13 protein-coding genes are annotated in these 11,705 nt (G+C 65.5%); 9 read left to right on the plus strand and 4 right to left on the minus strand.

Translation table 11 applies throughout. From position 1 onward, the window contains the following. Positions 1-68: 68 nt before the first annotated feature. Together QQ25_RS17295 and QQ25_RS17300 are read left to right on the plus strand one after the other, a co-directional pair. Entirely contained in the window at positions 69-320 is a 252-nt protein-coding gene (locus QQ25_RS17295; protein WP_039320296.1) for a hypothetical protein, read from the plus strand. Between the two features lie 18 nt (positions 321-338). Continuing rightward, the gene (locus QQ25_RS17300) at positions 339-1,001 is read left to right on the plus strand and encodes an MOSC domain-containing protein (protein WP_039379765.1); all 663 of its coding nucleotides are present in this window, start codon (positions 339-341) and stop codon (positions 999-1,001) included. 56 nt (positions 1,002-1,057) lie between these two features. Here the strand turns inward: QQ25_RS17300 and QQ25_RS17305 are convergent, their stop codons facing one another. Next, complete coding sequence (locus QQ25_RS17305; RefSeq protein ID WP_039379767.1) at positions 1,058-1,711, minus strand: HD domain-containing protein; 654 nt, start codon at positions 1,709-1,711, stop codon at positions 1,058-1,060. Between the two features lie 159 nt (positions 1,712-1,870). Here QQ25_RS17305 and QQ25_RS17310 point away from each other — a divergent pair, with 159 nt between their 5' ends. After that, on the plus strand, positions 1,871-2,842 hold the full coding sequence (locus QQ25_RS17310; RefSeq protein ID WP_039379769.1) for a GlxA family transcriptional regulator: 972 nt from the start codon (positions 1,871-1,873) through the stop codon (positions 2,840-2,842). A 9-nt stretch (positions 2,843-2,851) separates the two neighbouring features. Here QQ25_RS17310 and QQ25_RS17315 read toward each other — a convergent pair whose 3' ends face one another. Beyond that, positions 2,852-3,541, minus strand: coding sequence for an Rv0518 family GDSL lipase (locus QQ25_RS17315; protein WP_039320305.1), 690 nt, complete (start codon positions 3,539-3,541; stop codon positions 2,852-2,854). A 168-nt stretch (positions 3,542-3,709) separates the two neighbouring features. Further along, positions 3,710-4,924, minus strand: a complete 1,215-nt coding sequence (locus tag QQ25_RS17320; protein ID WP_039320308.1) for an acyltransferase family protein — start codon at positions 4,922-4,924, stop codon at positions 3,710-3,712. Between the two features lie 408 nt (positions 4,925-5,332). Here QQ25_RS17320 and QQ25_RS17325 point away from each other — a divergent pair, with 408 nt between their 5' ends. After that, positions 5,333-5,581: a hypothetical protein gene (locus QQ25_RS17325; RefSeq protein ID WP_162627824.1), complete on the plus strand. Its 249-nt coding sequence runs from the start codon at positions 5,333-5,335 to the stop codon at positions 5,579-5,581. 46 nt (positions 5,582-5,627) lie between these two features. Here the strand turns inward: QQ25_RS17325 and QQ25_RS17330 are convergent, their stop codons facing one another. Then, the gene (locus QQ25_RS17330; protein WP_039379771.1) at positions 5,628-6,182 is read right to left on the minus strand and encodes an Rv1352/Rv1906c domain-containing protein; all 555 of its coding nucleotides are present in this window, start codon (positions 6,180-6,182) and stop codon (positions 5,628-5,630) included. A 101-nt stretch (positions 6,183-6,283) separates the two neighbouring features. Between QQ25_RS17330 and QQ25_RS17335 the strand changes: the two genes are divergently transcribed. From QQ25_RS17335 to QQ25_RS17355, 5 genes are all read left to right on the plus strand, one after another. After that, positions 6,284-7,444 (plus strand): alkaline phosphatase family protein, encoded by a 1,161-nt coding sequence (locus QQ25_RS17335; RefSeq protein ID WP_039379774.1) that lies wholly within the window; start codon positions 6,284-6,286, stop codon positions 7,442-7,444. Positions 7,445-7,491: 47 nt separating this feature from the next. Continuing rightward, positions 7,492-7,824 (plus strand): DUF732 domain-containing protein, encoded by a 333-nt coding sequence (locus tag QQ25_RS17340; protein ID WP_039320318.1) that lies wholly within the window; start codon positions 7,492-7,494, stop codon positions 7,822-7,824. A 39-nt stretch (positions 7,825-7,863) separates the two neighbouring features. Beyond that, positions 7,864-8,343: a DUF5078 domain-containing protein gene (locus QQ25_RS17345; protein ID WP_052235859.1), complete on the plus strand. Its 480-nt coding sequence runs from the start codon at positions 7,864-7,866 to the stop codon at positions 8,341-8,343. A gap of 413 nt (positions 8,344-8,756) precedes the next feature. Continuing rightward, positions 8,757-9,230: an MmpS family transport accessory protein gene (locus QQ25_RS17350; protein WP_082017554.1), complete on the plus strand. Its 474-nt coding sequence runs from the start codon at positions 8,757-8,759 to the stop codon at positions 9,228-9,230. Then, positions 9,227-11,705: MMPL/RND family transporter (locus QQ25_RS17355; protein WP_039379776.1), on the plus strand; the 2,479-nt coding region annotated here is incomplete at its 3' end. The genes QQ25_RS17350 and QQ25_RS17355, both read left to right, overlap by 4 nt.

Raw genomic sequence — 11,705 nt, forward strand, 5'->3', positions numbered from 1 at the left:
CGTGGCCGGTGTGCCACCTAGACTGCGGCCATGGGTCGTGGCAGGTACAGCTCATGAGGAGACAGCCGATGACGAGCGCAATGTGGCGCGGGGTGTTCACCGTGGTGTCGGCCGCGGTGCTGTCAGCCGGGTCGATGGCGGTGGCCACCATCGTGGCGCCGGCCGCCGGTGCGGCCTGCCCGCCCGGGGAAACCGGTGTCACCAACGGCTGTTCGCCGTTCTGCGTGCCAGGCCGGCAACTCGATCTGGCCACCGGACTGTGCCTTCCGGTGCCGCCACCTCCTGCCGCGCCGAATGGCGTTGCGACAGCGGCCTTCTAAGCCACTACGCTGTCCGTCATGGCGCAGGTACTGACGGTCAACGTGGCCCATCCACGACCCAACACCGCCGAGGGGCGTGCCGTCACCGGCATCGACAAACGCCCCGTCGACGGAGCGGTCGCGGTGCGCGCCCCCGGCCCGATGCACGGCGGGCTCGGCAGCGGCCTCGTGGGCGACACGATCGGCGACCAACAGTTCCACGGCGGAGACGACCAGGCGGTGTACGCCTACGCACGTGAGGACCTCGACAACTGGCAGACCGAGCTGGACCGTGAGATCGCCAACGGTGTGTTCGGCGAGAATCTGACCACCGAGGGCATCGACGTCACCAACGCCGTCATCGGTGAACGCTGGCGAGTCGGGACGCACGGTCTGGAGCTCGAGGTGTCCCGGCCGCGCATCCCCTGCCGGACATTCGCGAACTGGTTGCAGATCAACGGGTGGGTCAAAACCTTTACCAGAACAGCGATTCCGGGCGCCTACCTCCGCCTGGTGACACCCGGACCGGTGTCGGCCGGCGATGAGATCGTGGTGACCGGCCGGCCGGATCACGACGTCACCGTCGGGTTGGTGTTCCGTGCCCTGACCCTGGAGCCACAGCATCTGCCCGCAGTCCTGCAGGCACCCGCGCTGCCACAGCCCCTGAAGGAGCTCGCCGAACGCCGCATCGGCACGGCGTGATCGACCGGTGAAGCTGGGTATCCCGATTTCGGCTGCGAATCGCCTTGCGGCTCTGACTATTCCGGCCAGCCGTTCTTGAGGATGATGTCGACGAAATCCTCACGCACGAACGAGTCGTCGAAGTGCGCCAGCACATCGGCGTTGACGGTGCCGAATGTCGACCCCGGGCGCTGCTGCACCCCGTCGGTGAACGCGCGCAGAATCCGGTTCTTGAAATCCGGCCGCGGATGCACCGCGGTGACAGCGCTCAGATCCTCCGGTGTCAGGTCCTCCCGGCCGATGCCGAGAACGTCGGTTTCGACGCCCGCTGTCACCAGGGCGATCTCGGGGTCCAGGAACTCGGGGACCCCAGGCGTGGTGTGCAGTGCGATGCCCAGCCATACCTTGCGCGCAGCCGCCTCGTCGAACCCGCGCTGCAACAGGAAGTCCCGGGCGGCGTTGGCTCCGTCGACCTCGAACCTCAACTGCGAGGTCGTGCGGTAAGCCTCGGTGAGTCCGATGTCGTGGAACATCGCTCCCACGTACAACAATTCGAGATCGGGCCGCAGGCCGCGGCGCAGGCCCTGCAGCGCACCGAAGTAGAAGACCCGGCGGGAATGATCGAAAAGCAGATCGTCCTCGACGTCACGGATGTACTCGGTGACGTCTCGCGTCAGCGCGGTGTCGGGCAATTCGACGCCGGCGATGTTGTTGGTCAGGGACGTGGTCATGATGTGGCTCCCAGGTTGTCGGTTCTTCGGTGGACGTAGGCGGTGCGGGTCAATGAGTCGGCGGGTGCCTGTTGATCTGAGACCAGTCTGCGTCGCCTCCGGCGGCCGGACCCGTGGCCGATGCGCCACCTTTCCCACAACAAGCGACACAATGGGCGCATGGGACACGCTGTGGGACCGCGCGAGATCGTGATCGTGGTCTTCGACGGTATGAAACTGCTGGATGCCGCAGGCCCCGCCGAGGTTTTCGCCGAGGCCAATCGATTCGGTGCCGACTACCGCCTACGAATCGCCTCAGTTGACGGCGCCGACGTCACCACCTCGATCGGCACGACGTTCGCGGTGACCGATCGCATCGCGGAGATCTGCGACGTGGACACCGTATTGGTCTCCGGCGGAGACGATCTCGTGGGCCGGCCGATCGATCCCGAGCTGGTCGCGTCGCTTCGAGATCTGCCCCTGCGGACCCGGCGGCTCGCCTCGATCTGCACAGGGTCGTTCATTCTTGCCGAGGCCGGACTGCTCGACGGTCGCCGGGCCACCACACACTGGCGGCACGCGCGGCTGTTGGCGCGGGCGTATCCGAGGATCACCGTCGAGCCTGACGCGATCTTCGTGCGGGACGGCGACGTCTACACCTCTGCGGGGGTGTCGGCGGGCATCGACCTGGCGTTGGCATTGGTGGAATCGGATTGCGGAGCCGACCTGGTGCGCGACGTCGCGCGGTCGCTCGTGGTGTACCTCAAGCGTGCAGGCGGCCAGTCCCAATTCTCCACACTGGTCGAGTCGGATGCACCCGCAGAATCCGCGCTGCGTCGGGTCACCGATGCGATCGCGGCCGATCCCGCCGCCAACCACAGTGTGAAAAGCCTTGCGGCCCTGGCTTCTTTGAGTACCCGACAGCTGACCCGGCTGTTCCAGGCCGAGCTGAGCACCACACCGGCGCGCTACGTCGAAATGGTACGGATCGATGTCGCACGGGCGGCTCTCGACGCGGGACGCCCGGTCGGCGAGACCGCCCGACTCGCCGGGTTCGGGAGCCCCGAGACCCTGCGCCGGGTGTTCACCAGCCATCTCGGGGTGTCGCCGAAGGCCTACCGGGACAGGTTCCGTACCACGTCGAGGGGCTGAACGCGGTCCTCAGACCCAGCGCGGGAGTTCCTTGCCGATCAGTGGCGCGATCTTGTCGGCCATGTAGGCATGGCCGGCGTCGGTCGGGTGGATCCCGTCGGCACCGATCAACTCCGGGCGATCGAAGAACCAGCGGTCGGCGATCGGATCGACGAAAGTGGCACCCACCTGTCGCGCTTGATCCCGCAGGATGTCGCGAACGCCCAGCAGATTGGGCGGCACGTCGGCATTCACCCATGGCGGCCCGATCACCAGCATCCGGGCGGTGGGGGCGGCCTGGCGGGCCATCGTCAGCGCGTCGTGGCTCAAGCGGGTGTAGATCCCGAGGTCGGAGTCCTTGTCGTTGCGCGATCCGAAGAACACGATCAAGGCGTCGTCAGGCTGCACCGCGCGGGCCGTGAGGTCGGCGAAGACGCTGCCGTGATTACCGCGCGCCTCGTAACCGGCGCCGCCCTCGGCCACCACATCGGCGTCCACCTGCACACCGCGCTGCGACAGCTTCTGCCAGGCCAGCGGCGCCCAGTTCCTCGGACCCATGCCGCCTTCGGCAAGCATGCCGGTGGTGTACGAGTCGCCGATCACCGAGATGTGGTTGATCTGCGGGTCCAGACCTGACGTGACATAGCGCTGCTGAGGGGTCTGCATGAACAGCCCGACCAGAAGAGCGAGCGAGACGATGAAAGTGGTCAGACGACTCACTGCAACCTCCACTGCCGGCGGGACCCATCCATCCCGGACCGCGATACGCCGAACAGCCTATGGGGTGAACCCCGGCCGAACATAAGCGGTCGATGACACACCGATAACAAGGGCATAACAACCTGTCGCGCAGCGGGTTTGGATAGTTACAGCAGTCAGCTGCGGCAGTCAGCCCGCACGGGCGGAAACCTTGTCGGACGTGTCCTCGAGCTCGGTGTCGATCCGGTGCAGTTTCGTGCCGACCGAATCAACAGGACGGATGTCGACCATCCTGCGCATCCACCGCCTGGCCGGCTCCTCCACGAGGTGATAGAGCGCTACTGCTCCCAGCAGCGCGATCGCGAACAGGCCGACGAGCGTCGCTTTGCCCGACAGCGTCGGTGTCAGGGTGAGCTCGAATTGCCTGGTGGTCCAGATCCACGCGGTATGCACCAATTCGTGCACCATGTACAGACCGAAGGAGATCTGTCCGCCGTAGACCAACAGCCGCGTCGACAGCAGCGCCGGCAGACTCCCGACGCCGACCGCCAGGGCCACCACTTGCGGGACGAACAGAATGTCGACCAGCCCGCCGGCATCGCCGACGGTGTTCAACGGGTGCGCATCGAAGAAGTACAGTCCGCCGACGATCAGGGCGCCCAGCACGATCGACAGGTAGCCCGCCCGCCGCTGGGTCTGTTCGGTCAGGTGCAGCTTGCGAACCGCCGCACACGCCAACGCACCCGCGGTGAACTGCATGACGATGCGAGGCAGCCAACTCCACGGGCTGTAGAAGTGGCCGGTGGCCATCAGCAGCACCATCGGCGGCACGGCCGCAGCGATGGCCAGCACGACCAGGCTCCGTGCCCGGGTGGCCCGCGCGATCCGGAAGATGACCAGGATCAGTGCCCCGAATAGCAGGTACGCCAACCATTCGGCACTGATCGACCAGGCCGGTCCGTCCCAGCTCGAGCCGTCGAAGTAGGGCTCGAACCACAGTTGGACGAGGAACAGCTGGCGCACATAGCTGACGGCGTTGTAGCCGCTGGTGTCCTCGGGTGGGATGTGCCCGACGTTGAGAGTGAAAATCAGCCACAGTGCCGCCAGGTGCAGCGTGACGAGGTAGACCGGCCACACCCGCGACAGCCGCAGCCACAAGAAGTGAAGCGTGGCCCGGGTGGACCAGGTCGGGCCCATCCTGTCGATGTAGTTCCAGGTCAATACGAATCCGCTGAGGATGAAGAAGAGATCGACACCCTGGGCTCCGCAATCGAGTATCGGGGCGAGCGCCTCGGTGACATCGGGTGCCACCTGGTAGAGCAAGGGCCGGAAGTGGAACAAGACCACCCACACCGCCGCAACGATGCGCAGGCCTGTCAGGGCCTTGATCTCTGCGCCGCGCACAACACCCTTTTCCGTATCCACTCAGCTGTTTCGTCACTTCGCTGTTTTGTCATGTCATAGCCGCGGCTGGCCGGGCGGATCGGCCCGCGATACGCGCAACCGGCAGCTCTCGCAGACTAGCAGCGAGCCCTCGCGCAGCGCGCCGGCCGCGCCGTGTGTGGTTCCTGGGCAAAATCCGTATACCTGCTGTCACCGGCGCGGGTGATCTTGTGCAGCAAAGCAATTCCCGTACCGCCCGCGTCACCGTGGCCGCCGGGGCCGGCGATGACGCGGCGTGTCCGATTCCTGGCCGTCGACCGAAGGTCCGGATAGGCTCGGCGACGTGATCTCTCGGGGAGGTTTGAGATGACCAGCATCGTCAGCCGCGCTGCGGCGGGCATCGGCGCTGTCCTGGCGCCACTCGGCCTGATGGCGGTAGTCACGGTGGCCACGCCGGCCGTCAGCTGGGCCGACTGCGGAGCCGGAGAATGGTGGGACCCGGTGGCGAACGTGTGCCGCCCGCCGGTCGTGCCGTTGGATTGCGAGAACGGCGCCTGGTGGGATCCGGTGGCCAACACCTGTCGCCCGCCGGTGGTGCCTCCGCCGCCGATGTGCGACAACGGCTGGTGGTGGGATCCCGTGGGCAACGCCTGCCGGCCACCGCTGATCCCGGGCTGATGACTCACACGTGATGACTCAGGGCTGAGTCATCACGGCTGGGTCATCACGGCATCGGCACGGAGGACCCGTCGTAATTGCGGGCGTTGTTGTTGAGCGAATCCATCCACGCGCGCAGCTTGGCCTGGCCGACCAACGCCGGGATGGCACCGTTGGCCGGGGTATTCGGAACGGCGTCGGTGGGCTGCCACGGCTGGCAACCGCTGGTCTTGAACGCCTTGTCGGTGGCCTCGATCGTGATGACCTGCGGCTTCTTACTGAAGGCGTTGTCGATGATGTCGCCGCCGTGCAGATCGGCCATCCGCTTCCAGTAGCAGGTGCCGCCCTCGACCGGGCCCGCCGACGCGTAGTTGCCAGGCTGGACGTCGGTACCGACGATGAAGAGACCGTCGTGGTCGATCACCCCTGACGCCGCCGGCGCGGGCGCCCCCGCAGGTGCAGCGGGAGGAGCAGCCGGAGCAGCCTCCACCGGACCGGGCGGCGGACCAGGTGCGGGCACCGGCATCGGCGCCTCCGGATCCGCGGCGGCGATGCCACTGAACGCCCCACCTGCGGACACCGCCAAAGCGGCGGCGAAGATCACGGCTTTCATCGGCTTCATGAAAACCGAGCGTACCGGGTATGGCGAACTGGTCGGGCCCGCTTGCGCCGAGGTCTACGTCGCCAGAACCCCGCTGACGTGATCTGTGGCACGCTCGCGGAGTGGAGCTTCCGCGTCCTGATCCAGATGCCCCCCACCTGGCCGACGTCGTCCCTTCTGTCCTCGCCGCGATGGGAGTGCCCGGTTTCGATGCGCGACTGTCCTGGCCCGGCCCGATCTGTGGCGCATGCGTCTTGCTGATCGACGGGCTCGGCGCCGAGCTGCTCGCCGCCCATGCCGACGATGCCCCGGTGTTGACCCAGCTGGCCGGTCGGTCGGCCTCCCGGACGTTGGATGTCGGGTTTCCCTCGACCACGGCGGCCGGATTGGCGGCGATCGGCACCGGATGCCGATCGGGCGAGCACGGCCTTGTCGGCTACTCGTTCCGGGTCCCCGAGGCCGGCCCGGAATTCGACGTCGTCAACGCGCTGCGGTGGCGTCCTCACCCGTGGGGCCCGGACCTGCGTGACCGGGTGGTACCCGAACGGATCCAACCGTTGCCCACCACGTTCGAACGGGCGGGAGCGGCCGGGTTCGAGGTCTCGGTGGTTTCGGCCGCCGAACACGCCGGTTCCGGCTTGAGCCGGGCGATCCTGCGCGGCGGGACCTACGTCGGCGTGCACGCCCTCGGCGATCTCGCGGCCGGAGTCATCGCCGCCGTCGCAGGCCGTGGCTTCTGCTACGGATACCACGCCGACCTCGACCTGGTAGGTCACCTGCACGGGCCCGGCTCCCCCGCGTGGCGCATGCAGTTGCGGCAGGTCGACCGCCTGGTGGAGTCTATATTGGCGGCGCTGCCGTCAGAGTGTCTGCTGGCTGTGGTGGCCGACCACGGCATGGTCAGCGTTGACCAGGCCCACGTGACCGACATCGACGAGTGCGGACCGCTGCTCGAAGGGGTGGCCGCGGTCGGTGGCGAAGCCCGCGCCCGCCACATCTACACCGCTGACGGGGCGGCCGATGACGTCCTCGCCGCGTGGCGCGCCACCCTGGCCGATTCCGCGTGGGTGTTGTCCCGCGACGAGGCCATCGCCGCTGGTTGGTTCGGCGCCCGGGTGCGCGATGGCGTCCGGAATCGCATCGGCGACGTCGTCGCTGCCGCCCGTGGATCGGCCGCGATGCTGCGCCGAACTGCCGAACCCCTCGAGTCCGCGTTGGTCGGCCACCACGGTTCGCTGACGAGTGCTGAGCAAAAAATCCCGCTTTTGTCGGCAATTGGATGAGTGAAGCACCCGACCGGAACAGGCTTAGATGGGCTAAGATTCACCGCATGAAGCTTGCAGGCCTGGCAGCAATCGGCGCCGCGGCGGCTATCGCCTTCGCCGCTCCCGCACATGCCGAGATCGACACCGATTTCGCTAATGAGCTGCACACATTCGGTATCTATGGGCAGCGTGACTACAACGCGTGGATCGCCAAGATCATGTGCAAGCGACTGCACAACGGGGTCGACCACAACGCACAGGACTCGGTCGGTTTCGTGAAGAAGCAACTGGCCAAGGACAGCTCCGACGCGCAGGCGTGGCAGTTCCTGGGCACCGCCATCAACTACTACTGCCCCGATCAGCGCTTTATCTACGAACAGGCCGCCACGCGGCCGTAGTCTGATTTCCGACGCCGATCTGACGAGTCTTGGAGCGAGATGTTGAACCGCAAGAGTGTCAATGACCTGATCCGCGGCGGCGTGGCCGCCTGTGCGGTCGCCGCCAGCCTCGCCGGCGCCGGCCTGGCCGGGGCCGGTGTCGCGTCGGCCGACGCCACCGACGACTACCCGATCCCCAACCGGATCCTCAAGACGCCGTGCACCGCCGAGCAGATCATGGCCGCGGCCCGCGACGTCGAGCCCGTGTACTACGAGCGCTACATGATCGACTACAACAACAAGCCGGTCGCCGACCAGCAGGGCGCCCAGGACCGCATCCACTGGTTCTTCTCACTGGATTACGCCGGCCGCCGTCAGTACTCGGAGAACATGGCGACCAACGCGTTCTTCGAGAACATGTCCTGGCGCTGGCCGAACTGGGCCAAGCTGTTCTTCAACAACAAGGGCGTCGCGGCCAACACCACCGACGTCTGCCAGAACTACCCGCCCAACGACATGTCCGTTTGGAACTGGCACTAGTCACAAGATTTCCACCGGGCTGGGTCTGGCGGCCGACACGGCAGCGGGGCCCAGCCCATTCCGTTAGCTCCATCACAGTGGGCAGCTTCGCTTGGCCCGGTCTGTACCTGGCGCGCGACGAATATGGCTGCCTGACCTCGGCATACGTGCCCTGTGACGACGTTGAACGCCGTCACCGGCCGGCAGCATCGCGGCTGTGGCGTCACAGCTGTGTCACCGTTTTGCCACTCATTTAAATAGGCTAATATCTCGCTAACTTCAGTTAGCCATTCGGCTAGACAACGAGGCATGATCGAGGTGAACATGGTGCACAGGTACTGCCCCATCGACTGCCGTGCCGTCGGTATGTCGACCTCGCCCTGCCTACCCATTGCCCACATTGCCCACTACCGACGGACCGGTGCCCTTCCACGATGACCAATGCGACGAAAAGCTCTCGCCGGAAACAGTTTTCGATTTCGGGCCTGGCCAAGAAGTTCTGGATTCCATTGATCATCATCGCGGTGGTGTTGGTCGGCGGATTCACGGTGATGCGGGTACGCACGTTCTTCGGCGCAGGTGACGGCTCCGGCTTCGCCAGCGCCAAGGTCGATGACACCAAACCCTTCGACCCCAAGGTCGTGGTCTACGAGATCTACGGCGAGCCGGGCGCCACTGCCGACGTGAACTACCTCGATCTGGACGCGCAACCGCAGCGCATCGACGGGGTCAGCCTGCCGTGGACGCTGCGCTTGGAGTCCACCGCACCGTCGGTCTTCCCCAACATCGTGGCCCAGGGCAACGGCAGCACGATCAGCTGCCGGATCACCGTCGATGACGAACTCAAGGACGAGAGAACCTCCAACGGCGTCAACGCCCAGACCTTCTGCTTGGTGAAATCTGCATGAGCACCCACGACGCCCCGACCGACGCCTTCCCGGTCACTGGGCCAGGGCCTGCCAAGCACGGCGGGATCGCCAAGTGGATCCGGCGCCTGGCGGTGCCGATCATCATCGGCTGGATCGCCGTCATCGCTGCCCTGAACACCGTCGTTCCCCAGCTCGAAGAAGTCGGGAAGATGCGCTCGGTGTCCATGAGCCCGGACGAGGCGCCGTCGATGATCGCGATGAAGCGCGTCGGCGAGGTGTTCCAGGAGTTCAAGTCCAACAGCTCGGTCATGGTCGTGCTCGAAGGCGAAGAGCCGCTGGACATCAAGGCCCACGATTACTACGACGAAGTCGTCGCCAAGCTCGAGGCCGACAACGCGCATGTCGAGCACGTCCAGGATTTCTGGGGCGATCCGCTGACCGCCTCCGGCGCGCAGAGCTCCGACGGCAAGGCCTCCTATGTGCAGGTCTACACCGCCGGTAACCAGGGCGAGGCGCTGGCCAACGAATCCGTCGAGGCCGTCCAGAAGATCGTCGAAAGTGTCACTCCCCCACCCGGGGTCAAGGCGTATGTGACCGGCCCGGCCGCGCTGGCGGCCGACCAGCACATCGCCGGTGACCGCAGTGTGCAACTGATCACGGCGCTGACGTTCGTGGTCATCATCATCATGCTGCTGCTCGTCTACCGCTCCATCGTCACGGTGATCCTCACCCTGGTGATGGTGGTGCTGTCACTCTCGGCCGCCCGCGGCCTGATCGCGTTCCTGGGCTACTACGACATCATCGGGCTCTCGACGTTCGCCACCAACCTGCTGGTGACGCTGGCCATCGCGGCGGCCACCGACTACGCGATCTTTCTGATAGGCCGATATCAAGAGGCCCGAAGTGTCGGCGAGGACCGGGAACAGGCGTACTACACGATGTTTCACGGCACCGCGCATGTGGTGCTGGGCTCGGGCCTGACCATCGCCGGCGCCACACTGTGTCTGCACTTCACAAACCTGCCGTACTTCCAGTCACTGGGTATCCCGCTGGCCATCGGCATGGTCACCGTGGTCGTCGCCGCCCTGACTCTCGGCTCGGCCATCATCACGGTGGCCAGCAAGTTCGGCAAGACGCTGGAACCCAAGCGGGCCATGCGGACTCGTGGCTGGCGCAAGATCGGCGCCGCGGTGGTGCGCTGGCCCGGACCGATCCTGGTCGCCACCATCGCCCTGTCGCTGATCGGCCTGTTGACCCTGCCCGGCTACAAGACCAACTACAACGACCGCAAATACCTGCCGCCGGACCTGCCGGCCAACACCGGGTACGCCGCTTCCGACCGGCACTTCTCGCAGGCCCGGATGAACCCCGAATTGCTGTTGATCGAAAGCGATCACGATCTGCGCAACCCGGCGGACTTCCTGGTCATCGACCGGGTCGCCAAGCGAATCTTCCAGGTGCCCGGCATATCTCGCGTCCAGGCCATCACGCGTCCGCAGGGAACGCCGATCGAACACACCTCGATCCCGTTCCAGATCAGCATGCAGGGCACCACGCAGATGATGAACATGAAATACATGCAGGACCGCATGAAGGACATGTTGAAGATGGCCGACGAGATGCAGACGACGGTCGACACCATGCAGCAGATGCTCGTGCTGGTCAAGCAGATGTCGGACACCACCCACAGCATGGTCGGCAAGATGCACACCATGGTCGCCGATGTTGCCGAAATGCGGGATCACATAGCCGATTTCGATGACTTCCTACGGCCGATCCGCAACTACCTGTACTGGGAACCGCACTGCTTCGACATTCCCATGTGCTGGTCGATCCGGTCGATCTTCGACGCGCTCGACGGCATCGACACCATGACCGATGACATCCAGAAGATGATGCCGGACATGGATCGCCTCGATCAGCTGATGCCGCAGATGCTGACGATCATGCCGCCGATGATCGCGACGATGAAGAACATGAAGAACATGATGCTGACCATGCAGGCCACGATGGGCGGTCTGCAGGATCAGATGGAAGCGATGATGGAGAACCAGACGGCCATGGGCCAGGCGTTCGACGCTTCCAAGAATGACGACTCGTTCTATCTGCCGCCGGAAACCTTCAACAATCCGGACTTCAAACGCGGCATGAAGATGTTCCTGTCTCCCGACGGGCACGCGGTGCGGTTCATCATCAGCCATGAGGGCGACCCCATGAGCCCCGAGGGAATCTCCCACATCGCGGCGATCCAGAACGCCGCGAAGGAGGCGGTCAAAGGCACCCCGCTGGAGGGCTCCAAGATCTACCTCGGCGGTACCGCGTCGACCTTCAAGGACATGCAGGAAGGCGCCAACTACGACCTGCTGATCGCCGGAATCGCCGCGCTGTGCCTGATCTTCATCATCATGCTGATCCTCACCCGCAGCGTGGTGGCCGCAGCGGTGATCGTGGGCACCGTGGTGCTGTCCCTCGGCGCATCCTTCGGTCTGTCGGTGCTCATCTGGCAGCACCTGA

The sequence above is a fragment of the Mycolicibacterium setense genome, from assembly GCF_000805385.1.
Taxonomy (GTDB): Bacteria; Actinomycetota; Actinomycetes; order Mycobacteriales; family Mycobacteriaceae; genus Mycobacterium; species Mycobacterium setense.

Coding starts and splice junctions, on each gene's coding strand:
- QQ25_RS17310 (WP_039379769.1), top strand. CDS start 1,871: ATGGGACACGCTGTGGGACCGCGCGAGATCGTGATCGTGGTCTTCGAC.
- QQ25_RS17350 (WP_082017554.1), top strand. CDS start 8,757: ATGACCAATGCGACGAAAAGCTCTCGCCGGAAACAGTTTTCGATTTCG.
- QQ25_RS17345 (WP_052235859.1), top strand. CDS start 7,864: ATGTTGAACCGCAAGAGTGTCAATGACCTGATCCGCGGCGGCGTGGCC.
- QQ25_RS17300 (WP_039379765.1), top strand. CDS start 339: ATGGCGCAGGTACTGACGGTCAACGTGGCCCATCCACGACCCAACACC.
- QQ25_RS17330 (WP_039379771.1), bottom strand. CDS start 6,182: ATGAAGCCGATGAAAGCCGTGATCTTCGCCGCCGCTTTGGCGGTGTCC.
- QQ25_RS17325 (WP_162627824.1), top strand. CDS start 5,333: ATGGCGGTAGTCACGGTGGCCACGCCGGCCGTCAGCTGGGCCGACTGC.
- QQ25_RS17295 (WP_039320296.1), top strand. CDS start 69: ATGACGAGCGCAATGTGGCGCGGGGTGTTCACCGTGGTGTCGGCCGCG.
- QQ25_RS17305 (WP_039379767.1), bottom strand. CDS start 1,711: ATGACCACGTCCCTGACCAACAACATCGCCGGCGTCGAATTGCCCGAC.
- QQ25_RS17340 (WP_039320318.1), top strand. CDS start 7,492: ATGAAGCTTGCAGGCCTGGCAGCAATCGGCGCCGCGGCGGCTATCGCC.